Raw genomic sequence first — 25,949 nt, 5'->3', positions numbered from 1 at the left:
ACTTGAGTTGAACAAATATTGTTGTGATATCATCAAGCATTAATTTGTTATTTGAAATAATTTAATATGCTTAATTTTGGATTGTGGAATTTGATTATCATCATAGCAGTCGCTTTATTTCTCAAACACAATTGGCGACTTGACACCGAAAAAACAGCCTGGTCAAATTCTTTATTTTTAAAACATCATTCAATGCAACGGTTGAGTCATTTTTTCAGTCAACCGATCGCCCACTTTATTTTACAAGCATTAATTGTATTAATTGTAACCAGATTCCTCTGCTATACAGGTTGGCTGGTTTACGATCTGACTCATCGGCCCGATCCGCCTTACTGGGATTTTAAGTGGTTTTATGTAGCCAGTAAATTAGCACACGAGCATTTGAGTCCCTTTAATGTCGAGGTATTTAACGCTGGTTTCTGTAGGATGACAAAAGTGTGTGGATTTATCCCATCTTTTGTGTATCCACCTAATATCATTCCTGTACTCTGGTTTCTCGGTTATTTCCCGATAAAGACTGCATTCACAATCTGGACTATGCTGCATCTGATAGCAATAGCATTGGTATTGTGGGGAGCAAATATTCTGTTGGAGTCGCACTCACCAGCTTTGAGAACTACTTGCACTATATCAATTGTATTGCTCTACGGTTTCGTTTTCGACCTGCAAGTTGGCAATGTGGCTAGTTTTATTGCCGTGATGCTGTTGTGGATGTTTATTTTTGCCAGTAAAAATCAGGATATACTTGCAGGATTTTTATTGGGAACCGCCCTATTTAAACCAACCTTAGTTATCTTGTTTGTTCCTTATTTTTTAATCAAAAGACGGTTTAAGCTAGTTTGTATATCAATAGTCACGGTAATTTGTTTGGGATTTATCGGTTTAGCTGTAACAGGCAATTCCTTAACAGGATTTTTACAGGATGCAACTCGTGGCTTTCCACTATGGTTGAACGATCCATCAAATAATGCTTACATTTCAATGAGTCGCATCGATTTAAGGGTTTTGGGGCCGAGATTTTTCGCCCACAATCCGTTAGTTTCTAAGCTATTTTCTAACTTGATTGTTCTGGCGTTAGTTGGTTTAGTGAGTTGGTATTTTTACCAAGAACAATCTCGCACTGCTTGGTCAAAAAATATTTACTTGTCTGAAATGGTGCTCATTTCCTGTTTGAGTATTGCGATTAACTATTCACAGCCCACCAGTTCGGTGATGCTAGCACCTGCGGTAGTTTTTTTGCTGAATGATTTGTGTTTTCAGATTAAACATTGTGCCTTTTCTCGGCAAAGAATGTCTGTTTGGTTATTGGGAGTTTGCTGTCTTCTGGTGCAAACAGCAGTGATTCATCGCTGGCTGTTAGTTTTCATCGGGAAGCGGTGGAATTGGAAAGCGGGAGAATTGCCTTATATCTTGAAAGTAACTATTTTTTCATTACCTAGTTATGCGATTTTAGGAATTACCTTAAGTGTTTTAGCCTTAGCAATTACATCTGTTCGTCAAAAACAAGTCTAGGTTCGTAGTGAGGACTTTAGTCCGCAAAAATTGATTTTGGCGGACTGAAGTCCTCACTACAAACCTCATCATTTATGAAGTTAATTCCAAAAGATCCATCAAAAACTTCATAAAATTTGCCAAAGCCGGAACTTCCTGCTCTGTCTGTTCGCTAACCCAATTATTATCTGCTATACTCGTTGTATTGGTCTTGCCTGGTTTGAGAACGCTGACAACCGTAGCAACTAAAGCTTTCTGATAGTCAAACGGGCCCCAATTATTTTTGTGTTCCTCAGACAGTCCATTCAAATAAGCGATCGCACAATTCATCACTTCAGGATAGACAACACTGCCGCACTCGCACAACAAATTATCCAAAACACCTTGCTGCTGATTGTCTGGCAAAATATAAATCCCAGTTCGCGGTGGCCCTTCCTGACAAATTCCTGCCTGATTTGGAAATCCTGGAAAATCATTCTGAAATTGCTGACAATAGTCTCTCGCAACAATATCGGGATGCTTTTTGTCAGAATCAGCAACTATTCCAAAGGCTGCAATATCTGTTTTATATTCAGGATTGGCCGACAAAATGTCATTTAAATTAGTCGGAAGATTGCTTCCTTCACCTTCATAAATTGCTACCGAAAGGCTCTCTGTGAATAGAATAGAAGGCATATTAAGACCTTTGTACAAGTTTCCTTTTTTGGGATAAGTAGGAATAAATTTCCGCCAGAATGGCTCTAACTGAGACTCTAATCCTTTAAAATTTTTAAAACCCAAAAGCTTCTTGAGAACCCTGCCGACAAAAGCTTGGTCGTGTCGCCCTTCTACTCCAATAATTGCATATCTCACACGCGAACCTCCAGACCCAAATCCTCCCGCAATCTGTGCAGTCTTTCCCGTTCAAGTCTGATTGCTTTAGTTTGTGATTCCTTTTTTTCCAAACGATAAAGAACTAAATCTGTTTCTGAATCGCTAGCATCCAACATCGCATCAATTGCTTCTAAACTGTGGGTAGTTGCAAATAATTGCACGTCCAATCGCTGACACCAATCCACAATCCAAGCAAAGGAACTGCTAAGTGCTTCAGTATGAATCGCGGTTTCTATCTCGTCTATTAATAAAACACCACCCTCCACTTTTACCAGTGTTAAAGCAATGAACAACAAACGCCGCACCCCATCACCGAAAGCACTTACCGGTGAAATACCTACACGTTTGTGGTCGATATAGAGACTGGGACGTTTACCAGTTGGCGACAAAATTACTAAATCAGTAATTTCTGAATCCATCTGTTGAAGTAATTTGATTACTTCTGGCTTAATACCCAACAAAATAGCTTCTGACAGCAAGCTAATTTGTAACGGTTCTATTCTGTGAGAAAACGGTGTTACTGTATCAATTGGTAGTACCGCGGTCGAGCGATTTTTTCTATTAACAAAACGCTGATTTTCCCAAATTTCAAAACTTACTGATAATTCTTCGGGGTCAAAAGTTGTTGCTACTTTGAGTTCTAACTCAGCACCTCGGAGAATATTGTCAAATTCTATTTCGTCAATTTCTAGTTTAGATTCTGAGCTACTTTCTGTCTCGCTTAACTCCGAAATTCCTTCAAACTCTCGGTAAATTGCTCTCGATTCTGTGACAGGAAAATCGCCATTACTTGAAACATAAGTTTCTCCCTCATAGATATGGGTATGAGAGATTTCACTGTTTTGAGGAAACAACCATTTAAGTGCATCTAGCTGGGGTTTGCGAGAATATTTAATCTCTCGGCGCCATGATGTGTTTAGCCATTCCAACGGATCTAGGGGGCGACAATAGGTTGATATCGCCTCTAAAACGCTGGTTTTTCCTGAATTATTCCCACCAACCAAGATGTTGATTTGACCCAAGTCCTGCAAGTTCAAATCTCGCAGGCCTCGGAACCGATGGATGGTTAAATTGTCAAGGTGTTTCATAAACTTATGGCTGAGTTTAGTTGGTAAGATACGTCAGTAAAAATTAGGTAAAAGACACCGAATATTCTGAGGGTAAATCCAAAAATTTTAGATAAAAATTTCAGATTCCAGATTCATCTGTGCAGTAATAAATCTAAAATCTAAAATCTAAAATCTAAAATCCACTGGCGCACCTACAATAACTATGACTTAGACTCTGACTTGGGTGTATAAGTCGATCGCACTTGCAACTCCTTTAACTGCTTGTCATCCACGCCAGCAGGCGCATTCGTCAGCAAACAACCAGCCTGCTGCGTCTTCGGAAACGCGATCACATCCCTGATCGACTCTTCGCCAGCCAACAGCATCACCAATCGATCCAAGCCGTAAGCAATCCCTCCGTGGGGGGGAGTTCCGTACTCGAACGCATCCAGCAAAAAGCCGAACTTATTATAAGCTTCCTCTGTCGATAAGCCGATCGCCTCAAACACCTTTTCCTGAACATCCCGCTGATAAATCCGCAGAGAACCACCGCCCACTTCCGTGCCGTTTAACACCAAGTCATAAGCTTGAGCTCTCGCCGTCTTCAAATCGTCAATATCGTCCGGATGCGGCGCAGTAAACGGGTGGTGGATGGCTTCTAAACGCTTCTCGTCAGCGTTCCATTCAAACATCGGGAAATCTGTCACCCACAGCAGATTGATTTTGTCTTTGTCAATCAATCCCAATTCATTACCAACGAACAAACGCAATCTATCCAAAGTCTTATTGACAGTTGTCGCGTCGGCTGCTGCAAATAACAACAAATGACCTGGTTGTGCGCCCGTGCGATCGAGCAATTCCTGTTTTTGAGCTTCCGTCAAATTATCCTTAATTGCGCCGATCGTATCAATTTCGCCATTTTCCCGCACGCGAATAAAAGCTAATCCCTTCGCACCGGCTTCGCTGGCTTCCTTAAACAAATCACCACCCGGTTTAATCCGCACGTTAGAAATCGCATCGTTACCGCCGGGAATCGGCAAAATTTTCACAATTCCGCCCGCAGCCACCGCCCCGGAAAATACCTTAAATCCCGAATCTTTCATCAAATCGGAAACATCGACTAATTCCATACCGAAACGAGTATCCGGTTTGTCGCTACCGTAGCGATCCATGGCTTCGGCGTAAGTCAAACGGGGGAAAGGACGAGTCAACTCTACGCCTTTCACGCTTTGGAAAATCTGGGAGACTAAACCTTCATTTAATTCGATGATTTCTTCCAAAGACATGAAACTCATTTCCATGTCTAACTGCGTAAATTCCGGCTGTCTGTCGGCGCGCAAATCTTCATCGCGGAAACAGCGAGCAATTTGATAATATCTGTCCATACCCGAAACCATCAACAATTGTTTGAACAATTGTGGCGATTGCGGCAAAGCGTACCAGTCGCCCAAGTTGACGCGGCTGGGTACTAAATAATCTCTCGCACCTTCGGGAGTCGATCGCGTTAAAATCGGCGTTTCAACTTCAATAAAACCCCCAACGTCTTCGAGGTGGCGGCGCATAGCTTTGACAACTTGGTGGCGAAGCTGCAAATTCCGACTCATGCGATCGCGCCGCAAGTCCAAATAGCGATATTTCAGGCGCAAATCTTCCCGCACGCTTTCAGTATCCGCCGTCGAAATCTGAAACGGTAACTGTTTGCGTACCGCATTCAACAACTCAATTTCGTCAGCGTAAATTTCTACTTCACCCGTAGGTAATTTGAGGTTGAGGGAATCTTCGGGGCGGCTGGTGACTCTACCCGTAATTTTCACCACGTATTCGCCGCGCAAAGCCTCAGCCCCGTGATAGGAGTCAGGGGTACGTTGTGGATCGCTGACAATTTGCACAATACCCGATCGATCGCGCACATCGAGAAAAATCACCCCGCCATGATCGCGGCGGCGATCCACCCACCCGTACAGGGTGACAGTCTCTCCGATGTGTTTGCTTCGCAGTTCGCCGCAGTAGTAAGTTCTCATGGTTGGGGGTTATGGACTAAAAATAAAGCTTTTTAATTATGCAGTATGCCTGAACATTGCGTTCAATGCAAATGCAGGCCAAATCGCCCCTCGCCCGCCGGAGGCTCAAAACCGGGCGGGCTGTAGCGCCAACATCCCCAGATTGTTGCGTCCAATCTTTTTACCGGAAAAATGGGTCTAAAGCCCCGTCGTTCACGACGGCTTTTTCTTGGGGAGCGACCTTATTAACTCCCTAAGAATCTCAGTCTTTGTTCTGCCGACAGCTTTGCAATAAGCTTCAAGAACTTCTAGCTCCCAATCCTCTAATCGAAAATCTAACCGTTTCTTCATGATATTGTACGGATTTATAATGTACAATAGTAGCATGAAAACCCTGAAGTTCAAGCTGTATCAACACAAGCGGAATCGATTTCTCAAGCGGTCAATTAACGCTGCTGGAGTCATCTATAACCACTGTATTGCGCTGCACAAACGGTACTACCGGATGTGGGGCAAGCACTTGAACTGTGCAAAACTTCAGGCTCACATTGCAAAACTGCGTCACCGTAAAGAGTTTTGGCAACAGGTTGGATCTCAAGCAGTACAGGATATCTGCCAGCGCATTGAGAAAGCCTATCAACTGTTCTTCAAACATCACAAAAAAGGAGTTAGACCGCCCAACTTCAAAAAAGTCAGACGGTACAAGTCGTTCACGCTCAAGCAAGCTGGCTACAAATTCTTAGGTGGGAATCGAATTAAGATTGGAAGCAAGGTCTATCAGTATTGGAACTCACGAGAGATTGAAGGAACGGTCAAGACCCTGACGATTAAACGGACTCCGCTAGGAGAACTGTTTATGGTCGTGGTCGTTGACAGCGTGATTGAGCCACAAAACAAAGTCGAGACGAGTAGAATCGCTGGCTTTGATTTTGGCTTAAAAACGTTTCTCACTGTCTCGGACGGTTCTCAAATTGAATCGCCTCAATTCCTCAAACAGTCGCTCAATGTCATCAAGAAAGCCAATCGTCAGCACTCCAAGAAGGTGAAGGGTTCGGCGAACCGAGAACGCGCCAGAAAGCATCTAGTTCGCAAGCATGAAGACGTTTCAAACCGTCGCTCTGATTGGTTCTGGAAACTTGCTCATGACTTGACCGACAGGTTTGATGTGCTGTGCTTTGAGACGTTGAACCTCAAAGGAATGCAGCGTCTTTGGGGACGCAAAATCTCTGACTTGGCATTCGGAGAGTTCATCAAGATTCTCGAATGGGTTGCTCAGAAGAAAGAGAAACAAGTCGTGTTCATCGATCGTTGGTATCCATCCAGTAAAACGTGCAACCATTGTGGGCACGTTCTAAAAGAATTGGATCTGTCAGTTAGAGAATGGCGTTGTGCGTCCTGCCAGTCTGTGAATGGCAGAGATGAAAACGCAGCTAAGAATCACTTGCTTGCTTTTCTTCGCATCAACCGCTCTGCGTTAGGCAATGTTAGACAGGCTCCGCCTGCAATTGCTGTCTGACCTTAGAATCCCCCGTGCTTCAGCCGGGGGAGTATGTCAAGAATCGCCACGATTGCTGCGAGACTTCTCAACAAACGTCGTTAGCGCGTTCCAGGCAGACTTCGCCGTCTCTTTCAAGCGAGTCCCTAGCGACTCAATTTCTCCTACCACAACGTGCCAATTTTTTTCAGTTTCCTTGTGAATATGGTCAACAGCTTGATCGAGGCGATCGCGTTCGATCAATTTGTTTTTTTCCACCGCTTCTCGCGCTTGTCGCACTGCTTTTAAATAAGCTTCGCGACTGACTTCGCCTGCATCCTGCACCTGCGCTTGCGCCCGAGTTTTGATCGCATCCACTACCAGCCAATTTTTCTCAGATTCCTTTTTCAGCAACCCGACAGCATCTGTTACTCTCTCTTTGGCGATCGACTTATTTTGTGCGATCGCCGCCGACGCTTTAGTCAGAGCTTTCAAATAAGCTTCGCGGGTGAGATCCCCCGCTGCTTGGACTTCGGCGGCGGCGCGTTTTTTAATTGCTTCAAACAAAGCCGCAGTTTCTGCGATCGTCTCATCAGTCGCCTCGGGCATCTCTTTTTTAACGATCGCCGTCGTTTCCAGAGTTGCTTCTAAAATTGTTTCCTCGGTCACTTTTGGATCTGTCATAACGATTATCTCCTTTCTGCATCCGCGGCAGCGGAATTTGTATGTTTAATGCCAGAATTCATTCCTGGCAGTTCAGACTTATGATCGCGAATTAAATAACTTACAATTTTAATTGTTATCGTGGGATGGGCGTCCCGCCCGTCCTATTAGGACGGGCGGGACGCCCATCCCACAAACTTGTGGAAGTTATTTAATTCTCATTCCTTATCTCAAAAATATTACCAAAAAGAATTGGTTGAGGGCCTCTCACTTTTAGGTAAAAATTAAAATCAGACTATTCGTCGATCCAATCCTTTTCCTGACCGGGAGAAGTCGCTATCAACTGTCAACTGAGGGCGGGCACAGGGGCACCGCCCCTACCAACTGAGGGCGGGCACAGGGGCACCGCCCCTACCAACTGCCAACTATCAACTGTCAACTGTCAACTGAATCACGTTCTCTTACATCTTATCTACCAAAGTAGAGTTCGTGTGTCGGATATCGCCAACTTACAGGTACGGTTTAGCGCACTTTAATTTTGCCTAAGTCTCTATACCTAAAACAACTTGGTTTCGCAACAGTATCAAACTTGGCAATTAAATCCTTTCCCTTTTGCTATTGAGTTTCTCCGAACTCGCTCGAACATAACAACTCGTGGTTTTTTTGTGCCTGCTGCCAAGATTCGGGAAATTTGTATTGAGATAGTAGAATATCTTGCAGCGCGACTTTCATCTGATTTGCACAGATATCCGGTGGGACTTGGCTCGTTCCCGTACCCAGCCATGGAATAGCAATAGTTTCAATGATATGTTTGACTGGCGTTCCGTCTGGAACCGTGCCAAATTTTACCAGAGTTAAAATAGCGCGGGTTGCTAGATAGACATTTACTGTCTCTGTTAAAACTGTCGGAACTCGCATAGTTGGGGCAGCAATTAAATAGGGAATTTCATTGTGATCGGTGTCTACAACTTCTGCTGTTCCTACTAATAGCTCGCCGTGATGGCGAGTTTGAATTAGTTTTTGCAGGCGTTCTTCAACGCGATCGCCAAAATATGCCATAATTTCTAAATCTAAGCCCCAGCCCATGAAGCCAAAACTATTGGTAGGACTAACAATGGCATCGCATTTCACCTCAAAAATTGAGCTGCGGTGTATCTTAACGTTTTCAATATTGCCACAAGTTTTTTCCCAGGCTCTCACTAAGTCATCGTCGGCGGCAGCCAGCACAATTTGCATACATACTCTCTATAAATTTTTATGGCGAACAGCCGATCGCGATCGCCAATTTAATCATACAATATTTTAGATGAGTCCGCTCAATCTCACATCTCAAATCGCCAACTGGAAAATCGTTTGATGTTGCAAGACCCAAATCTCCGCCACCCGATCGCAATTAGTTTCGGTGCCATTGCTGGCGCGCTGAGTCGGTATTATATCACCTTGTGGTTTGCCAACCGTTTCGGGACGGCTTTTCCCTACGGAACTTTTTTTATTAACATCAGCGGTTGCTTGGCTATGGGATTTGTGATCACCCTCGCTGTTGAACGGGTGCCGCCTGTTCCCTCGGAGGTACGGTTAATGGTTGCGACGGGATTTTTGGGAGCTTATACTACTTTTTCGACTTACGGTTTAGAGACGAATGTCTTGTTGCGCGATCGAGCTTACAATTTTGCCGCTTTTTACTGGGCTGGCAGTGCCATACTAGGAGTAATCGCCGTTCAGTTAGGCATCATTATAGCACGAATTTGTAAATAGATAAAATCGGTTTATGCAAATAACATAGTTTTGGATCGCATCGTATTTACATATTTAATATTTGCCTTTTATTGGGAATAGTTAAATTAGTTATCGCCTATTTTCTTGCGTTTAATAATCGGTTTTAAATTCGCAGATTGCGTCGGAATTGTATAATTTGCAACCGCTGTGGATATTCTCGAAATTTGATCGGCACTTAAGCAGTTTGGTGAATTGACTAACATCTTTTGCAGTGCTGAGAACCCGTGCAATACTGGAACCGAGCAATCAGTTGTTCCTACCCATCGGGCAACAGTAAATATCACTGGAGCAACAATCGTATTATTAGGAAAGTTAGGAACTTCAGATGCAATCCACTGCTCAAACATTTTCCGATGAAAGGCACTTTGAGAAGTAGGACTTTTGGCAACTGCTACCCATTTGTCCCTTTCGCGTCTTTTCCACTTATCCTTGTAGGCGCTGAATGACCCGTTCCAAGTTTTCACTTCCACTAAAAAAACACCGCCAGAACCAACTATTAAAAGGTCTATTTCTGTTAGCCTTCCCATGGCAGCAGGTATCAAAGCATTGTTGAACATCGTCCAGGTATCCGGCATAGATTGAAGGAGCAGCGAGATAAGTTCCTCTCCCATACTGCCTTTGAGCTGATTCTTAAATTGGCGAATGTCAAAGACAACTCCTCCCAACGAACTCAAAAAGCCATCGCCTAAATGATCTTGAAATTCTTCTCGCTTGGCTGATATATTTTTGTCTACTTGATTTTGGAAAGCTGAGCGGAGCGACGCGGATTGTTGAAGGAGGATCATATTCTATACGGGGGTAGTGTTTTCATCTGCGCGAGCGATCTAAATCTAGACAGCAGCATAATACCGCAGCAAAGCTTAACTTATCTAGCAAGCATATCATTAAAAACTTACTTGATGGCTCTCGCCTATAAAATTAATAAATTTATAGACATTTGTTATACTTTATACATTTTAGGAGATTTAAACTAATATTTAAAGCATTCTACTGGCAACTACTAACATGACATAGAATCAAGATTTTCCTCAGAAAGCAGCCCTAAAATTTGTGTTTTTCCTAGGAATTCTCAGCCTCTGCGCCGATGCTATGTACGAAGGCGCATGCAGCATAGCCGAAGCTTATTTAGGAACTTTGGGAGCTAGCGGTACTTGAGTAGGTTTAGTAGCAGGTTCCGGCTAGTTAATTGGCTACGGATTGCCCTTGTTCGCGGGCTAGCTCAGCGACCAAACTAGACAGTATTGGAAAATTACAACCCTCGGTTCTTTCATAAATACAGCAGTTGTACCGCTGTTGGCTTTAACAGGAACTTGGCAAGCCACCGCTACATTAATGATAGCTGAACGCACAGGAAAAGCAATTCGCACTCCAGCCCGCGACGTGCTGCTTTCCCACGCAGCTATTAAAGTTGGTAAAGGTTTCGGCTTTGGTTTGCACGAAACCCTCGATCGCCTCCGTGCAACATTCTGGCCCTCACCGCTGTCGCAGCAATGCTTTATTTTAAATTTGGCGATCGCCCAAGCTTGCCAATTTTGGCTGTGCCAACTTTTTAGGGCTGACAGTGCTGTTGGTAATTCCGCGAATTTATCCTAATTTAGGCAATTTTGAAGCAGGAGGGCTGGAAATCCAGCAGGAAGGTCTGCCGAGGATATTTTTGGTCTCTCTAGGGCTGTAGGGCTGATTTTCCGTGGATTGCCTTTGACTTTCACAAAAGGGCGCGCGATCGCCCGACTATACCAAATTCCGCTATTGTATTGTGGCGCTGGCGCAGCAGCCGCTTTAATCTTGGGGCTGCAAGCTCGATCGCACCCACATCTGGGCCCTCCTATTGACAGCGGTTTTCTCTTCACTGTTAGCCCCGTGGGAATTATCCAGCAGCAGCCATTGCTGGGAATCACTCGATCGGGTATAAGTATGGGAACCGTAGAATCGATTTAGAAAGCCACAGCAGCCAGACTCGCACCTGTCGGCAAAAGAGGTTCCGCCTGTGGGATATTTAACACAGGCTATGGCTTATCATAGTTTCTGGGCAGTTTGGCGATGGGAATTTTGTACGATCGCTCAATTATAGAGCTGGTTGTATTTTCAGTTGCGCTCCAACTCGCTGCTCTTCCAGTCTTATTCCTGATGAAAAAGCGATCGCCCGTCGCGGACGATCGATCAAATAGTCGGCAGTAACTTGTCAGTAATTAGCTATCAGTTATCAGTTAGAGAGATTTTTTGACTTATGAATGTTAACTGCTGACTGCCTGCTGCTGACTAATAACTAAATTTAAACAACAAGCGAGGGGGTTTAGTTGTGGTAGCTAAAACAGCAACAGAGTACCTGATTACCTTAGAAGGTGTCAGCAAGGCTTACCAGCAGCCCAACGGTCAACAAATATCTATTTTAGAGCCAATTAATTTAGAGTTGCGAGCGGGCGAAATAGTCGCCTTGCTAGGGCCTTCCGGCTCAGGAAAATCTACATTAATGCGGATAATTGCCGGACTTATCCCCCCCAGCAACGGTCAAGTTCTATATCACAACCGTCCTTTAGTCGGGTTAAATCCGGGAGTGGCAATTGTATTTCAAAACTTTGCCCTTTATCCCTGGCTGACGGTATTAGAAAATGTAGAACTCGGCTTAAAAGCTAAAGGAGAAATGCCCGAATCGAGGCGCCAAAAAGCCTTGCGTATGATAGACATTATCGGTTTAGACGGATTTGAAAATGCCTATCCCAAAGAACTCTCCGGCGGAATGCGGCAGCGGGTGGGATTTGCTAGAGCTCTGGCGGTAGAACCCGAACTGCTCTGCATGGATGAACCGTTTTCAGCTTTAGACGTGCTGACCGCAGAAAACTTGCGGTTTGAGTTATTAGATTTGTGGTTAGAAAAAAAAATTCCCACTAAAGCTGTGTTAATCGTAACTCACGGGATTGAGGAAGCAGTAATTTTAGCCGATCGCATTGTAGTCTTGGGTCGCAATCCCGGGCGAATTCGCGCCGAACTGACAGTAACTTTGCCACACTACCGCGATCGCAAAACAGCGGCATTTCAAGCTCTCGTAGACCAAGTTTACAAAATCCTCACCAATCCAGAACTAAGCTGCGAAACAGTCACAGCACCTGCTAAAAGTACCGCTGCTGTCTCCCAACCTCAACCAGTCCCAACCACCAAATATCAATCTCTGCCGCAAGTGCGTACGGGTGCGATCGCAGGTCTGTTAGAACTCTTAGAAGACCGCAAAGAGAAAGACCTCTACCGCCTCGGTCAAGAATTGATGTTAGAAGTTGACGACATTTTGCCGATCGTCGAAGCAGCAAAATTAATGGAATTTCTGGTAATCCAAGAAGGCGACCTCCACCTCACTCCTGTGGGAAATCAGTTTATTGCCGGCGGAATTGACCAGCGAAAACAAATTGTACGCACCCAAATTCTCAGCAACATTCGCCTCGTACAGCAAATTTCTCGAATGCTTCAGGCCAAGCGCAATCACCGCATTTCCGAAGAACTAATTCTCGATATTCTCGAAGCCCACTTTAGCCCCCAAGAAGCCATGCGGCAATTGCAAACTGCTATTGATTGGGGTCGCTATGCAGAATTGTACAGCTACGACGAACCCGGAGGCGAAATCTTCCTAGAATCCGAAGAACCCAAAAATGAGTAGTCATTAGTCATTGGTCATCTTGCCCGCTCGCGAAGCCGAAGGGTGGTCATTGGTCATTGGTCTGTCAACTGTCAACTGTTAACTGTCAACTGTCAACTGTTAACTGTCAACTGTCAACTCTTCGACTCCCCTCGACTTCGCGGGCGGGCAAGTCGCGAGCGCGCAAGCTGTCAACCCCTCGACTTCGCGGGCGGGCTCTTCTGTCAACTATCAACTGTCAACTGTCAACTGTCAACTATCAACTGTCAACTATCAACTGTCAACTGTCAACTGTCAACTGCCAACTGTTAACTCTTCCTTTTGCATTATGACAAGACCTCTAACACCTGCCAATAAAACTATAGAAAGGTCAGCTTGGACTTGGCAAGATGGCTTGCTGATTCTAGCAATCTTCTCTCTAATTTTAGTAATCGTCCAAACAGCTTCTCAATTCAGCAGCGACTACAACCCTAATTTTAAAATTGAGACCACGCTAAATGTCTTACCAGCATATACAGCCCAGAGTCTTTTACGCATGGCAGCAGCCTATTTTTTATCGCTGCTGTTTACCCTAGTTTATGCTTATTCTGCTTATCGCTCACCCCTAGTAGCTAAAATTTTAATTCCATTGTTAGACATTTTACAGTCAATTCCGGTTTTATCTTTTTTGCCCGGAGTTGTTTTAGCACTAATTACTTTATTTCCCGGTCAAAGAATCGGCGTCGAACTCGCATCGATTATCCTAATATTTACGGGTATGACTTGGAATATGACCTTTAGTTTCTATCAGTCTCTTTCCGGCATCCCACGAGAACTTAAGGAAGCTGCTCAAGTTTACAGGCTCAATGCTTGGCAGCAATTCTGGACGTTAGAGTTGCCCGCCGGCGCGATCGGACTGGTGTGGAACAGTGTCATGTCAGTGGCGGGTGGCTGGTTTTTCTTGATTGCGATCGAATCTTTTACCTTAGGCGATAAAAACTTTCATCTACCCGGACTCGGTTCCTATTTGGGTAAGGCAGCCAATGAAGGCAATTTTGGGGCGATCGGCTGGGGTTTAGCAGTATTAATTGGTGTGATTGTAGCCATAGACTTTTTTATCTGGCAGCCTTTGATTGCTTGGGTGGAAAAGTTTAAATATCAAGCAGTAGAAGCTACTAATGTACCGCAGTCTAAGGTGTTGGATTTTTTAAGGCGCTCGGCGACGCTGCGGGTGATAAAGTCGCGCCTATCGCCGATCGGTGAGAGTTTCGATCGCGGTTTGGCAAGAGCTTTTGTACCTGCTAGTATGCCCGCAACTCCTCGCGAACAAAGGCGGCTCGGTAATTGGATAAATTGGATATTTGTCAGCGGGTTTACCGCGATCGTCCTTTGGGGAACGTGGGAAGCTGTGATGCTGCTGCGCTTGCTGAGTTTGTCTGACTGGCAAAAAGTCATCGGAGGTGCATTTTTTACAGCTTTGCGAGTGATTTGCGCCTTATTTTTATCGCTGTTGTGGACAGTACCCGTCGGAGTCGCGATCGGTAGAAATCCGCGTTTAGCTCAGATTTTGCAGCCCTTCGTACAAATAGCCGCCTCTGTACCCGCAACGGCTTTATTTCCCGTATTGTTGCTAGCTTTGATTCGCGCTGGAGGTGGCTTGCAGATTGGTTCTGTCGCACTGATGATGTTGGGTACAATGTGGTACGTGCTGTTTAATGTGATTGCAGGCGCTCAAGCCATACCTGCGGAGTTATTTGAAGCTGCACAAGTTTACAAACTTTCTCTGATCCAGCGTTGGCAAACCTTAATCATGCCCGGGATTTTTCCTTATTTAATCACAGGAATCATCACAGCGGTTGGCGGAGCTTGGAATGCCAGTATTGTCAGCGAATACGTGCAGTTTCAAGGTCAAATAATTAAAACTAGCGGTTTGGGCGAGACGATTTCCGAAGCAACGGCATCGGGGAATTTTCCTTTACTGTTAGCGGCTACTTCTGTAATGTCGCTGTTGGTAGTATTAACTAACCGTTTAGTGTGGCGCCCACTTTACCGTTTGGCACAAGAAAAATATCAATTGTTAGTTTAAGTCGATTGACAGTTGACAGTTGACAGTTGACAGTTGACAGTATACGCATTCTCAACGGCGATGAGGTATGTCAGATAATCGGTAATTGGTAATCGGTAATTAATAATAATCGGTAATTAATAATAATCGGTAATTGGTAATTGGTAATCGGTAATTGGTAGTCGAGCGCGCTGTCTTGAACTCAGACTTTTTTGGGCTAGCTCGAAAACATCATACCAAGAAACTAGGTTTCGACAATACATCTTGGTTTTGGTGGTGCCGCATCTGCCAAAAAATTCGGTTGCTCGCGCCGCCCGTGTAAATCGTATGACTACCAGTGGTGTCAATAGGCTATAAACTGGATTCAGGAAGGCGTGCAGCACAGGTTTATACCAGTTACCCCAAAAATGCAACTGTAGGTCAAGTCCAAATCTGCTGACTCAGTAAGTCATTCCCAATTCTTTAATCCCAAATCCCAAATCCCAAATCCCAAATCCCAAATCCCAAATTCCAAATTCCAATTCTTTAATCTAAAATCTAAAATCTAAAATCTAAAATTGCATGAGGAGGGTCATCAGTGACGGAAAACAATTATCAATCCTCTTCGCTACCGGGCTACGCGCGCAAAGAATTGCGGGAATTAGTTCGATCGCAGTTAAAGGCTTTGCTCGAACAAGGAGACTTTCAAGGAGCAAAAGCGATTTTGCACCCGGTGCAGGAAGCAGACATCGCTGAAGCCATCGAAGGCCTGCCGGAAACCATGCAAGTAATAGCTTTCCGGTTGCTTTCCAAAGACGAAGCGATCGCAGTTTACGAATATCTCGACTCCAGCGTTCAGCAGTCGCTCTGCGAAAAATTCAAACGCCAAGAAGTCCTCGATATTGTAGACAAAATGTCCCCGGACGATCGAGCTAAACTGTTTGACGAACTGCCGGCAATTTTAGTCCGCCGCCTCTTGGGTCAATTGAGCCCCACGGAACGCGAAGCTACAGCCCAACTCTTGGGTTACGAAGCCAGCACCGCCGGCCGGATCATGACCCCAGAATACATTTCTCTGAAAGAAAGCTTTACCGTCACCCAAGCTTTAGACAGAATTCGCTCTTTGGCTAAAACTACCGAAACCATTTATTCTCTTTACGTCACCGACGCCGGACGCAGGTTGACCGGCATTTTATCCCTGCGGGATTTAGTCACTTCCCCCCTCGAAAAAACCGTGGGCGAAATTATGACCCGCGAGGCCGTTTCTGTTCAAACTGGAACAGATAGAGAAGAAGTTGCTCGCCTGATCCAGCGTTACGATTTTTTGGCTGTTCCCGTTGTAGACCGGGAACAGCGTCTCGTCGGGATCGTTACAGTTGACGACGCGATCGACATTCTAGAACAAGAAGCTGATAAAGATATTTATACCTTGGGCGGCGTCCAGTCCGGCGGCGACAATTATTTTCAGACCGATTTAATCACCGTTGCTCGCAAAAGGGTGGTGTGGCTGTTTGTTTTGCTGTTAACCAATACAGTCACGGGCGCAATTATTAGAGCTCAAGAAGATATTTTGCACCAAGTAGTTGCCCTAGCAGCGTTTATTCCGCTGCTGACGGGCACTGGAGGCAATGTCGGAGCTCAGTCCTCAACTGTGGTAATTCGCGGTTTGAACACTGACGAAATTACAGCCATGGGCCCGTTGCAAGTAATTGTACGCGAGGGGATGGCGGGAGCGCTGCTAGGAGCTATATTAGGGACTGTAGCCACGGGTTGGGCTTATACTCTGCAAGGAAATTTAGCAGTAGCTATCGCGGTGGGAGTGAGTTTGCTGGCGATCGCCATTTTAGCTTCTATTGCCGGTTCAGCTCTGCCGTTTCTGTTTCGTTCTTTGGGTTTAGACCCCGCTTTAATGTCTGCCCCTTTTATTACCACCGCCGTTGATGTGCTCGGAGTTTTGATTTATTTCACTTTAGCTAGGATAATTTTGCGAATATAATATATTTAATTAAATGACTGTCAAAAAACACTTATTTTTTTAACTGATATTGAATTAAGTCTCCAAAGCGCTCGTGCTTACTTAATTTTTACCTACTACTTCTAGTCTCAAAAAAGGCAATTATTCTGTGGCAATATGACCAGATTTTAGCTCATCCAGTGGCGAGTATAAAACATAAAAAATGCCATTAGAAAACACCAATTAGTGAAAAAAACCTGCAATTACATGATTTAATATAAAATCTAAAATCGGTCATTTGCCATTAAATTAAAAATCCAAAATCTATGTCACCATCTAATTCGCAAACAAAAATTCAGAATCCGAAGTCGAGCAATTTGTTAGAAAATGCTGAATTATTTTTTCTGGCTGCCTCGGCTGTGGGATTGGCTGCTAGTTTGGTTTTGCAGCAGAGCATTTATGTGGAAGTGCCGCTGGTGATTTCGCTGGTGTTGAATTTTATCAACCGGCAGAAGTTGCGCGGAAAAATTAAAACAAGTACGTCGGCAGTGTTCGATCGCGTAAATCAACAAGCAGCTACGAGCGATCGGGCGATCGAGCAATTGCAACTTGCAGTAAATACTATAGACGAAGCTCTCGCCCAAACATCACGCGAAAATCTCAATGTTGGGCCCGGAGAAAACGCCCACTCTCTAATTTCAGCAATTGAGAACCTGCGCCAGCGACTAATAATTTTAGAAAAAACTATCAAAATGATTCAAAGCGAGATCGAAATCACCAGCCGCCAATTCAAACAACGGCCAGAGTTGCAACAAGTCGAAACTTTGACAACAATCATTCTGGACTTGCAGCAGTTTATCAACGAACTGCCGCAGTGGGGGAGTTTGCAGCAGAGGCAGCTAACAGAACTTCAACAAAAAGTAGACAATGCTTTGGCTGAGCTGGCTCAAGAAGTCGCGAGCGTTCCCAGCCGCGTACAGGAGGCTGTAGCTAGTCACAGTGGCGAAATTCACCAAGCAGGTTCTGGTTTGAATGTTGCGGGTAGACCTAAAACCCAAAATGAGAAAATTCGGCAGAAATATCCCAGAGCTTATGTCAAGTGGAGTCACGATGAAGACGAGAATCTGAAGAAAGAATACGCTAGCGGCCAACAAATTGGTGAATTATCTCAAAGATTTCAGCGACAGCCTGCCGCCATTCGTTCGCGCTTACAAAAATTAGGATTGACAGTTGATTCAGTTGACAGTTCATTCAGTTGACAGTTGACAGTTCATTCAGTTGACAGTTGACAGTTGACAGCTTGCCCCGAGCGGAGTCGAGGGGTTGACAGTTCATTCAGTTGACAGTTGACAGTTGACAGTTCATTCAGTTGACAGACTAATGACCAATGACCAATGACTAATGACCAATGACTAATGACCAATGACCAATGACCAATGACCAATGACTAATGACCAATGACCACCCTTCGGCTTCGCGAGCGGGCGAGATGACCAATGACCAATGACCGTCATCACAGGGGATTCAAGCCCCCACCTTTAGGTGGATTGTTTTTAGGCAGGGGCTTAAATCCCCTGCCTAAAAACTTCGCTGTCAACTGTCAACCCCTCGACTTCGCTCGGGGCAAGCTGTCAACTGTCAACTGTTAACAATGACCTGTTTGACCAATAACAAAGCGATCGCCCTTTTTTTCAAAAGAGCGATCGCTTTATTTATTTATTTAGTAGCTGCTGCCAACAGCGGGCTACTAACATCATATGTCAAGGCTTTTTAACCTTGGTCTACCTCATTCTAGAAATCTTGCGGCAACAAAGAACTTAAACGCTCCAACAAAGGATCGGACTCCCGACGAGGAGCAACCTCAGCATCAGAAACTACATTATCATCCACCACAGACTCTGACTCAATCGGGTCAGGCTCTACTACTTTTGAAACTCGGGCAAAAGAAACTTGAGCAAACTTACTGTCAACACTCCCCTGCAACCGCTCCAACTGCGCGCCCAATTGACTCAGGTGATGTTCCAGTCCCTCCAAACGGCTTAATTCCTCAGCAGAAACATTGCGCTCGAACTCAGCAAATCTGACCGCAAGTTCAGCAATACGCTCTTCCAACCGCTGAGAGCTATCTGTAGAGCTAGCAGAAGAGCTAGCAGACTCAGATACAGACAAAAACTGCCACAAAGCTTGCTTGCAGAGATTGCTGAAAGTCTGATACTTCGTAAAAGCCAACTCTTTTTCAATAGCGGCCAGCAAAGTTTGATCCGCAGCATCTTCCGTAAACGCCACCGAGAAATTTGCCTTATTTTTTGCCCACAGTGCCATAGGGTTCAAGCCTTAATGCGTTACTTTATCGTGGCTAGCTGAGCCTCAGCATAAATAAACTGTCCCAAAGTATTAGCTTTCCGAGAAGGCTGAGCCAAGTGAGCCTTAAGATTGGCGTCTTTGAGCAAAGGTTGGAGAACCTCCCAGAAAAACTCGCCGCCACCGCCAGTCAGAACTACATCCGTTACTCGTTCTGGCAGCCACTGCACCAAACGTTCGGACAGTTCGTTAGCGAAAGCCTCCCGCAAATCTTTAATAATCGGATCTAAATTAGTCGGCTTAGTCGCTCCTCTGGGACGGTAGAAACGTTGACCTTCCGGTTTATTTACCGCTTCCAGTAAAGACAGGGATTGAGGGTCTGCCCCCGGAATTTTTGAGGCAACTTGTTCGTAGAATTTGTTCATGGCGAAGGAATCGCTTTTAGAAGCCGCCCGGGCGAACCGGAAACGATCGACCATTAACAAATCGGTAGTTTGGTGTCCGATATCGACAACCGCCACCGACAGTTCCGGCAACTCCGGCGTAAACTCCTTGTTGTCTTGAGCCTCGCACCAAATCAGGCTGCCGAATCCTTCCGGCATCACCCAAACGTGGCGGATATCAATTTCCAAGCGCTCGCCGCGGTACACCACGACGTGGGGAGAGCGCAGTTGGCTGATAATCTCTTCCTTTTCTTTCTCAAACTGATCTTGCGAATAAAAAGGCAAACCCAGCACTACTGCCATTTCGCCCTTCATCTGGAAATATCCAGCACAGGAAAAAACCTTTACCAAAGCATCCACTACTTTCGACTGGTCAGCGCCGCCGAGATTAGCCCCAAAGTCCGCAGCCAGTTGGCCGATGGCGTAACCCTTACCCTGGTGCTCCAGCCACATATCCAACAGAGGGTCTGTTGCTTTTGACTCAAAGCTGCCGCCCCGCACTTTTTCTACGGGCATAGTAGCCACGTTGGCGGGGATGAATACAACGCTATTGGGGTTGCGACTCACGCAAGCTTTTGTTGCTGTGCGACCCAAATCAGCACTAATAATCGATTTGTGAGAAGCGATCTTAGTCTGCTGCGTCAGCATAGCCGAATTAGGAACGAGCTGTCTAGTTGTCATTGAAAAGTGTTACCTCACTGAGCCTCACCATTATCATGCCTTATCGCTGGACACTGCCGCGCTTAAAGACAGTGGGTTTTGCGGCTATTTTTTTACTCTACCTAGATCGGTATTGAAATCAGCACCAAACATTATATTCGGGACGATCGCCCTTACCGTAACTAACCTAACTTTTTCTCGCGATCGACGATCGCCAGCATCTTGCTCGATGTTGCATTGTTAAGTTAAATTTAGTTAAGATTCTGAGTGTAAACTTTTGTCACGCTACTCCGAGACCGCCAGCTTACCCGATCTGTCCCCAATTCAAGGCACCCGCGTTTATGAAAATTTCTTGGCAAACTATACTACTTTGGACTTTACCGGCCCTAGTCATCGGCCTTTTCTTGTGGCAGGGAGCCTTTGCCCCATCCCCCGCAGAAATGAGCAAGAACACCGCCAGCACCCGCCTGAGCTACGGTAGATTCTTAGATTACCTCAATGCCGATCGAGTCACCAGCGTTGATTTGTACGACGGAGGCCGCACAGCGATCGTCCTAGCCGTAGATCCAGAACTCGACAATCACGAGCAGCGGTGGCGCGTGGACTTGCCGTCTAATGCTCCTGAACTCGTTTCTAGACTCAGAGACTCCAAAATCAGCTTTGACACTCACCCCCTCCGCAACGACGGCGCTATCTGGGGAGTTTTAGGCAATCTAGTATTTCCCCTGCTGTTAGTAGGAGGGCTGTTCTTCCTGTTCCGCCGCGGCGGCAACGTGCCCGGGGGCCCAGGTCAAGCCATGAATTTTGGCAAATCCAAAGCACGCTTTCAAATGGAAGCTAAAACAGGCGTACTGTTCGATGACGTAGCAGGCGTCGAAGAAGCCAAAGAAGAACTCGCCGAAGTCGTAACTTTCCTCAAAAAACCCGAACGCTTCACCGCAGTCGGCGCGAAGATTCCCAAAGGTGTGCTGCTAGTTGGCCCTCCCGGAACTGGCAAAACCATGCTGGCAAAAGCGATCGCAGGCGAAGCAGGCGTGCCTTTCTTCAGCATCTCCGGTTCAGAATTTGTGGAAATGTTCGTCGGTGTCGGCGCATCCCGCGTCCGCGACTTGTTCAAGAAAGCTAAAGAAAATGCTCCATGTATCATTTTTATCGATGAAATCGATGCAGTGGGTCGCCAGCGCGGCGCCGGCATCGGTGGCGGTAACGACGAACGGGAACAAACCCTGAACCAGTTGCTGACGGAAATGGACGGTTTTGAGGGCAATACTGGCATCATCATCATTGCTGCTACAAACCGCCCTGACGTGCTCGACTCGGCTTTGCTGCGTCCGGGTCGTTTTGACCGCCAAGTTAGCGTAGATACGCCGGATATCAAGGGCAGGTTGGAAATTCTCGAAGTTCACGCGCGCAACAAGAAATTGGGTGCTGATATTTCTTTGGATGCGATCGCCCGCCGCACTCCCGGTTTTACAGGTGCAGATTTGGCTAACTTGCTCAACGAAGCTGCGATTTTAACAGCCAGACGCCGCAAAGAAGCGATTACGATGCTGGAAATTGACGATGCAGTCGATCGCGTCGTTGCAGGTATGGAAGGCACACCACTGGTGGACAGCAAGAGCAAACGCTTGATTGCTTACCACGAAATCGGTCACGCGATCGTCGGTACAGTCATTCAAGCCCACGATCCTGTCCAAAAAGTTACCTTAGTTCCTCGCGGACAAGCCCGCGGCTTGACCTGGTTCATGCCCAGCGAAGACCAAGGTTTGATTTCAAGATCGCAAATCTTAGCCCGGATTAGCGGTGCTTTGGGCGGCCGCGCAGCCGAAGAAGTAGTTTTCGGCGACGCTGAAGTAACCACCGGTGCCGGCAACGACTTGCAGCAAGTCAGCGGCATGGCGCGCCAAATGGTGACTCGCTACGGGATGTCTACCTTGGGCCCGATCGCCCTGGAAGCTCAACAAAGCGAGATTTTCCTCGGCCGCGACTACACGGCGCGATCGGAATATTCCGAAGAAATCGCCTCTCGCATTGACGGACAAGTTCGATCGATTGTCGATCGTTGCTACGACGAAGCGCGCCAAATTATTCGTGACAATCGCACCGTGATCGATCGTTTAGTCGATTTGCTGATCGAAAAAGAAACCATCGACGGTGAAGAGTTGCGCCTGATCGTCTCTGAATATACTTTTGTTCCTGAAAAAGAACAATACGTTCCTCAGCTTTAAAAAGCTAATATTCTGAATATTCAGCGAATATTCAGGGCGAATAGAATTCGCGACTACACAAACGAAGTCCGCCTCCGCGGACTGAAGAAATTCAACCCGCCTTACAGCGGGTTTTGTCTGTGTAGAAGCGGTTTCAACCGCCGATTTGATTTTTGAGAGAGCAACCGCAGATGAACGCAAATTAACGCAGATGAAAACTCGATTTTCCATACATAAAATTAAGAATTTCTCAAGCTTTTTTATAGCGAGTTTGATTTTTGTCTACGTCAATACTTTGAGCGCCAGCGCCGAAAAATTAAGATGCTTTGTAGATATTTGCATCGACCCCAGCAGCGTTAAATCAAGTAAATCTAATTTTCCCGGTGCTCCCTCTTATGCTGTGAGAACTGTTTTAGGAACTCAGCAATTTAGTAACGAGAAAATGCAGGCGCAGATGGAAGTTAATTGCCGACTGCGAGAGTTTAGAACTGTCCGAGTTAGCCAAGATGGCGAAAATTGGTCGAATTTCGATCCGAGATGGACTTTGGTCGATCGCAACTCATCTTTGTCAAAGCTGGTTGACTATACCTGTGACACTCCCCTTGCTAAAGCCGAGAGGATTCTTGGTTCGCAGGGATTCCAATGAATTTACCCTCACCAAGCATCTTCACCGTATGCCCTACGGCTGCAAGCCCTCTCATTAAGACTACTTGTGCTGCTGCAACGTCTCTATCCGTTGTATAGCCACAATTGGAACAAACATGAGTACGCTCGGATAACTCTTTTTTACCTGTTTCAACACCGCAATTAGGGCAAATTTGACTGGTTTTTATTGCGTCCACTTTTTGAAAGTACACGCCATGTTTAAAGCAAGCTTGTTCTAGTATTGCCAAAAATTGACCCCAGCCGGCGTCTAAGCAATGTTTGCCTAACATTCCTCTAGACAACCCGATTAAGTTCAAGTCTTCGACAAAAATCATGCCTGCATTTCCCGCAAGCTGGTGTGCTAATTTCCAGTGCCAGTCTTTCCGGCTGTTAGCGATGTATTCGTGCAGCTTGGCAACTTGTTTCTGAGCTTTTTTCCAGTTATTCGATCCAGTTTTTTTTCTACTGACACGCTGTTGCAGCAATTTAAGCTGGCGTTGCGCGTCAATGAAAAATCGTTGGCGCTTGACTAACAGCCCGTCCGAAGTTGCCATGAAATTGGTTAAACCAACATCAATGCCCAGTCCTTCACCATGAGGCATCGCACTCGGAACGGATACGTCCCATTGCAGGCTCAACAGCACATACCAACCGCTATTTTTACGGACTACTCTTGCTTGCTTAATCTTTGCACCATCTGGAATTGGGCGCGATTTTCGGAACTTAACTAAGCCAATTTTCGGGAGTTTTATTGCTTGGCCTTGGAGTGGACTAGCAGCCAATTGTGGAAACACAAAAGAACGCATTTTCCCAGCTTTTTTAAACCTAGGAAAACCATGATTTTGTTCCCACATACTGACAAAAGCTTTTTCTAGCCTTTTTAGTGTTTGTTGTAACACTTGTGACTGCACTTGCTGTAAGTCGATGCTCGTTTTTCTATACGCTGTTAACGCATTGCACTGAATTGCATAAGTTGGTCGCTTTGCCTCTGCTGGAATGATGAACTCGGAACGGATAGAACAAGCGTTAATTTGACAACTACGAGACTGAAACCAATGCTTGCGCTCTGCCAGTGCGTAGTTATACACGCGACGGCAAAGTTCGAGCCAATCTTCAAAGATTGCTGCTTGTTTGGTGGTTGGTTTCAGTTTGAACTCGTAGGTTAAATTAAACACTTGTTTGATCCTCCTGTTTAATTGTACGCTATTCCTAGCGACCGTCAATTTGCTGAAAAATCCAGCCGTCAAGCGAAGGACGGGGCTTTAGACCCAACTTTCCGGTAAATTGGCTCGAATAAGCTTAAAATGGCGATCGAGTTATTGCAATTATTGTAGGGTGCGTCAGGGGTTCAATATTTTGACAGCCTGCTCAAAAATTATCCCCCCTGACGCACCCTACGGTTAGTTAACCGCGCACCATACTTCTTCTGTAGGTGCAATCTAAAATCTAAAATCTAAAATCTAAAATCGAATGACTCACCCCAGCGAATACCGGCAAAGGCGCGAACAGTTAATGGCAAAAATTGGCAGCGGGACGGCGATATTTCGCAGTGCGCCCGCAGCCGTCATGCACAACGATGTTGAATACGCCTACCGACAAGATAGCGATTTTTTCTACTTAACTGGTTTCAACGAAGCCCAGGCCGTAGCAGTGCTCGCCCCCCACCACGAAGAACACAAATTTGTTCTGTTTGTGCAGCCAAAAGACTTGGAAAAAGAAACTTGGCACGGTTATCGCGCTGGAGTTGAAGGCGCTAAAGAGTTGTACGGCGCTGCTGAAGCGTTTCCCATCGCCGAACTTGCGGAAAAATTGCCCAAATATTTAGAAAAAGCCGATCGCATATATTATCACTTCGGGCGCGATCGTAATTTCGACCAAACAGTGCTCAATCACTGGCAAAGCTTGATCCGCACCTACCCCAAACGCGGTACAGGCCCCACAGCGATCGAAGATTCCAACATCATTTTACACCCGATGCGGCTGGTAAAAAGCGAAACAGAATTAGCCTTAATGCGTAAAGCCGCTAATATCTCAGTTGTCGCCCACAACCGCGCCCGAGAATTTGCCAAACCAGGCAAGTACGAATACGAAATTCAAGCAGAAATCGAACATATTTTTGGCATGAATGGCGGCACTCCCGCTTATCCTTCAATTGTGGCATCCGGTAACAATTCCTGCGTCCTCCACTACATCGAAAACAACCGCCAAATGCAGGAAAACGATTTGCTGCTAATAGATGCAGGTTGTGCTTGCGACTACTACAACGCCGATATTACTCGCACCTTTCCCGTCAGCGGCAAATTCACCACCGAACAAAAGATAATTTACGACTTAGTTTTGCAAGCACAGTTGCAGGCAATCAGTCAAGTATATCCGGGAAATCCTTACAGCAAAATTCACGAAACAGCAGTGCGCGTTTTGGTGGAAGGTTTAATGGATTTAAAACTTTTGGTGGGCGACATAGAAGAGATAATTAAAGAGGAGAAATACAAGCCGTTTTATATGCACCGTACTGGTCACTGGCTGGGATTGGACGTGCACGATGTCGGTGTTTACCAATACGGCGAAAATCCGCAACTTTTGCAGGCGGGACAAGTGCTGACAGTGGAACCAGGGATTTATATTTCTCCTTATATTAAACCTGTTGAAGGACAGCCGGAGGTTCCTGAAAAATGGCGCGGTATTGGTGTGAGAATTGAAGATGATGTTTTGGTGACTGTTGACAGTCACGAAGTCTTGACGGCGGGCGTTCCCAAATGAAGGAA

At 45.6% G+C, this 25,949-nt stretch carries 21 protein-coding genes; 12 read left to right on the top strand and 9 right to left on the bottom strand.

What is annotated here, in order from left to right:
* Positions 1–66 precede the first annotated feature (66 nt).
* Positions 67–1,512: a glycosyltransferase family 87 protein gene (locus QZW47_RS18125; protein WP_293129312.1), complete on the top strand. Its 1,446-nt coding sequence runs from the start codon at positions 67–69 to the stop codon at positions 1,510–1,512.
* 72 nt (positions 1,513–1,584) lie between these two features.
* Here QZW47_RS18125 and QZW47_RS18120 read toward each other — a convergent pair whose 3' ends face one another.
* The 3 genes from QZW47_RS18120 to aspS all read right to left on the bottom strand — a co-directional run bounded on the left by QZW47_RS18120 (position 1,585) and on the right by aspS (position 5,434).
* Positions 1,585–2,343 (bottom strand): DUF3226 domain-containing protein, encoded by a 759-nt coding sequence (locus QZW47_RS18120; protein WP_293129310.1) that lies wholly within the window; start codon positions 2,341–2,343, stop codon positions 1,585–1,587.
* Complete coding sequence (locus tag QZW47_RS18115) at positions 2,340–3,452, bottom strand: AAA family ATPase (RefSeq protein ID WP_293129309.1); 1,113 nt, start codon at positions 3,450–3,452, stop codon at positions 2,340–2,342. The genes QZW47_RS18120 and QZW47_RS18115 overlap by 4 nt, the downstream gene beginning before the upstream one ends.
* 182 nt (positions 3,453–3,634) lie before the next feature.
* Positions 3,635–5,434: an aspartate--tRNA ligase gene (aspS, locus tag QZW47_RS18110; RefSeq protein ID WP_293129307.1), complete on the bottom strand. Its 1,800-nt coding sequence runs from the start codon at positions 5,432–5,434 to the stop codon at positions 3,635–3,637.
* Positions 5,435–5,798: 364 nt separating this feature from the next.
* Between aspS and QZW47_RS18105 the strand changes: the two genes are divergently transcribed.
* Positions 5,799–6,929, top strand: coding sequence for a transposase (locus QZW47_RS18105; RefSeq protein WP_293129305.1), 1,131 nt, complete (start codon positions 5,799–5,801; stop codon positions 6,927–6,929).
* A 36-nt stretch (positions 6,930–6,965) separates the two neighbouring features.
* Here the strand turns inward: QZW47_RS18105 and QZW47_RS18100 are convergent, their stop codons facing one another.
* Together QZW47_RS18100 and QZW47_RS18095 are read right to left on the bottom strand one after the other, a co-directional pair.
* Entirely contained in the window at positions 6,966–7,571 is a 606-nt protein-coding gene (locus QZW47_RS18100; protein ID WP_293129303.1) for a hypothetical protein, read from the bottom strand.
* A 594-nt stretch (positions 7,572–8,165) separates the two neighbouring features.
* Positions 8,166–8,786: a macro domain-containing protein gene (locus tag QZW47_RS18095; protein WP_293129301.1), complete on the bottom strand. Its 621-nt coding sequence runs from the start codon at positions 8,784–8,786 to the stop codon at positions 8,166–8,168.
* Positions 8,787–8,906: 120 nt separating this feature from the next.
* On the opposite strand from QZW47_RS18095, the gene crcB reads away from it, so the two are divergent.
* Entirely contained in the window at positions 8,907–9,305 is a 399-nt protein-coding gene (crcB, locus tag QZW47_RS18090) for a fluoride efflux transporter CrcB (RefSeq protein ID WP_293129299.1), read from the top strand.
* Between the two features lie 86 nt (positions 9,306–9,391).
* Here the strand turns inward: crcB and QZW47_RS18085 are convergent, their stop codons facing one another.
* Positions 9,392–10,111: a nuclease-related domain-containing protein gene (locus QZW47_RS18085; protein ID WP_293129297.1), complete on the bottom strand. Its 720-nt coding sequence runs from the start codon at positions 10,109–10,111 to the stop codon at positions 9,392–9,394.
* Between the two features lie 508 nt (positions 10,112–10,619).
* Between QZW47_RS18085 and QZW47_RS18080 the strand changes: the two genes are divergently transcribed.
* The 6 genes from QZW47_RS18080 to QZW47_RS18055 all read left to right on the top strand — a co-directional run bounded on the left by QZW47_RS18080 (position 10,620) and on the right by QZW47_RS18055 (position 18,187).
* A complete protein-coding gene (locus tag QZW47_RS18080; protein WP_293129295.1) occupies positions 10,620–10,919 on the top strand; it encodes a hypothetical protein in 300 nt (99 codons plus the stop codon).
* A 105-nt stretch (positions 10,920–11,024) separates the two neighbouring features.
* Positions 11,025–11,264 (top strand): hypothetical protein, encoded by a 240-nt coding sequence (locus QZW47_RS18075; RefSeq protein ID WP_293129293.1) that lies wholly within the window; start codon positions 11,025–11,027, stop codon positions 11,262–11,264.
* Positions 11,265–11,625: 361 nt separating this feature from the next.
* The gene (locus QZW47_RS18070) at positions 11,626–12,972 is read left to right on the top strand and encodes a nitrate/sulfonate/bicarbonate ABC transporter ATP-binding protein (protein WP_293129290.1); all 1,347 of its coding nucleotides are present in this window, start codon (positions 11,626–11,628) and stop codon (positions 12,970–12,972) included.
* A 307-nt stretch (positions 12,973–13,279) separates the two neighbouring features.
* Positions 13,280–15,016, top strand: coding sequence for an ABC transporter permease subunit (locus QZW47_RS18065; protein WP_293129288.1), 1,737 nt, complete (start codon positions 13,280–13,282; stop codon positions 15,014–15,016).
* A 556-nt stretch (positions 15,017–15,572) separates the two neighbouring features.
* Positions 15,573–16,970 (top strand): magnesium transporter, encoded by a 1,398-nt coding sequence (gene mgtE, locus QZW47_RS18060; protein WP_293129286.1) that lies wholly within the window; start codon positions 15,573–15,575, stop codon positions 16,968–16,970.
* Positions 16,971–17,254: 284 nt separating this feature from the next.
* Positions 17,255–18,187, top strand: a complete 933-nt coding sequence (locus QZW47_RS18055) for a hypothetical protein (protein WP_293129284.1) — start codon at positions 17,255–17,257, stop codon at positions 18,185–18,187.
* 532 nt (positions 18,188–18,719) lie between these two features.
* Here QZW47_RS18055 and QZW47_RS18050 read toward each other — a convergent pair.
* Together QZW47_RS18050 and QZW47_RS18045 are read right to left on the bottom strand one after the other, a co-directional pair.
* On the bottom strand, positions 18,720–19,250 hold the full coding sequence (locus QZW47_RS18050) for a hypothetical protein (protein ID WP_293129282.1): 531 nt from the start codon (positions 19,248–19,250) through the stop codon (positions 18,720–18,722).
* A 20-nt stretch (positions 19,251–19,270) separates the two neighbouring features.
* Complete coding sequence (locus tag QZW47_RS18045; RefSeq protein ID WP_293129280.1) at positions 19,271–20,353, bottom strand: ParM/StbA family protein; 1,083 nt, start codon at positions 20,351–20,353, stop codon at positions 19,271–19,273.
* A gap of 320 nt (positions 20,354–20,673) precedes the next feature.
* Here QZW47_RS18045 and ftsH2 point away from each other — a divergent pair, with 320 nt between their 5' ends.
* Positions 20,674–22,560 (top strand): ATP-dependent zinc metalloprotease FtsH2, encoded by a 1,887-nt coding sequence (gene ftsH2 / locus QZW47_RS18040; protein ID WP_293129278.1) that lies wholly within the window; start codon positions 20,674–20,676, stop codon positions 22,558–22,560.
* Positions 22,561–22,750: 190 nt separating this feature from the next.
* Positions 22,751–23,185, top strand: a complete 435-nt coding sequence (locus tag QZW47_RS18035) for a hypothetical protein (RefSeq protein WP_293129276.1) — start codon at positions 22,751–22,753, stop codon at positions 23,183–23,185.
* On the opposite strand, the gene QZW47_RS18030 is transcribed toward QZW47_RS18035, so the two are convergent.
* Positions 23,145–24,359 carry a transposase gene (locus QZW47_RS18030; RefSeq protein ID WP_293129374.1) on the bottom strand — a complete coding sequence of 405 codons (1,215 nt, stop codon included), beginning with the start codon at positions 24,357–24,359 and terminating at the stop codon, positions 23,145–23,147. The genes QZW47_RS18035 and QZW47_RS18030 overlap by 41 nt on opposite strands.
* A 295-nt stretch (positions 24,360–24,654) precedes the next feature.
* Here QZW47_RS18030 and QZW47_RS18025 point away from each other — a divergent pair, with 295 nt between their 5' ends.
* Positions 24,655–25,944: an aminopeptidase P N-terminal domain-containing protein gene (locus tag QZW47_RS18025; protein WP_293129275.1), complete on the top strand. Its 1,290-nt coding sequence runs from the start codon at positions 24,655–24,657 to the stop codon at positions 25,942–25,944.
* Positions 25,945–25,949: the final 5 nt, after the last annotated feature.

Origin of the sequence: Microcoleus sp. bin38.metabat.b11b12b14.051 (genome assembly GCF_013299165.1) — a bacterium.
Taxonomy (GTDB): Bacteria; Cyanobacteriota; Cyanobacteriia; order Cyanobacteriales; family Microcoleaceae; genus Microcoleus.
Note: the sequence above shows the minus strand (reverse complement) of the source record. Positions and strands in the feature narration are given on the sequence as shown.

Coding starts and splice junctions, on each gene's coding strand:
- QZW47_RS18125 (WP_293129312.1), top strand. CDS start 67: ATGCTTAATTTTGGATTGTGGAATTTGATTATCATCATAGCAGTCGCT.
- QZW47_RS18115 (WP_293129309.1), bottom strand. CDS start 3,452: ATGAAACACCTTGACAATTTAACCATCCATCGGTTCCGAGGCCTGCGA.
- aspS (WP_293129307.1), bottom strand. CDS start 5,434: ATGAGAACTTACTACTGCGGCGAACTGCGAAGCAAACACATCGGAGAG.
- QZW47_RS18105 (WP_293129305.1), top strand. CDS start 5,799: ATGAAAACCCTGAAGTTCAAGCTGTATCAACACAAGCGGAATCGATTT.
- QZW47_RS18100 (WP_293129303.1), bottom strand. CDS start 7,571: ATGACAGATCCAAAAGTGACCGAGGAAACAATTTTAGAAGCAACTCTG.
- QZW47_RS18095 (WP_293129301.1), bottom strand. CDS start 8,786: ATGCAAATTGTGCTGGCTGCCGCCGACGATGACTTAGTGAGAGCCTGG.
- crcB (WP_293129299.1), top strand. CDS start 8,907: ATGTTGCAAGACCCAAATCTCCGCCACCCGATCGCAATTAGTTTCGGT.
- QZW47_RS18085 (WP_293129297.1), bottom strand. CDS start 10,111: ATGATCCTCCTTCAACAATCCGCGTCGCTCCGCTCAGCTTTCCAAAAT.
- QZW47_RS18065 (WP_293129288.1), top strand. CDS start 13,280: ATGACAAGACCTCTAACACCTGCCAATAAAACTATAGAAAGGTCAGCT.
- QZW47_RS18055 (WP_293129284.1), top strand. CDS start 17,255: ATGTCACCATCTAATTCGCAAACAAAAATTCAGAATCCGAAGTCGAGC.
- QZW47_RS18050 (WP_293129282.1), bottom strand. CDS start 19,250: ATGGCACTGTGGGCAAAAAATAAGGCAAATTTCTCGGTGGCGTTTACG.
- QZW47_RS18045 (WP_293129280.1), bottom strand. CDS start 20,353: ATGACAACTAGACAGCTCGTTCCTAATTCGGCTATGCTGACGCAGCAG.
- ftsH2 (WP_293129278.1), top strand. CDS start 20,674: ATGAAAATTTCTTGGCAAACTATACTACTTTGGACTTTACCGGCCCTA.
- QZW47_RS18035 (WP_293129276.1), top strand. CDS start 22,751: ATGAAAACTCGATTTTCCATACATAAAATTAAGAATTTCTCAAGCTTT.
- QZW47_RS18025 (WP_293129275.1), top strand. CDS start 24,655: ATGACTCACCCCAGCGAATACCGGCAAAGGCGCGAACAGTTAATGGCA.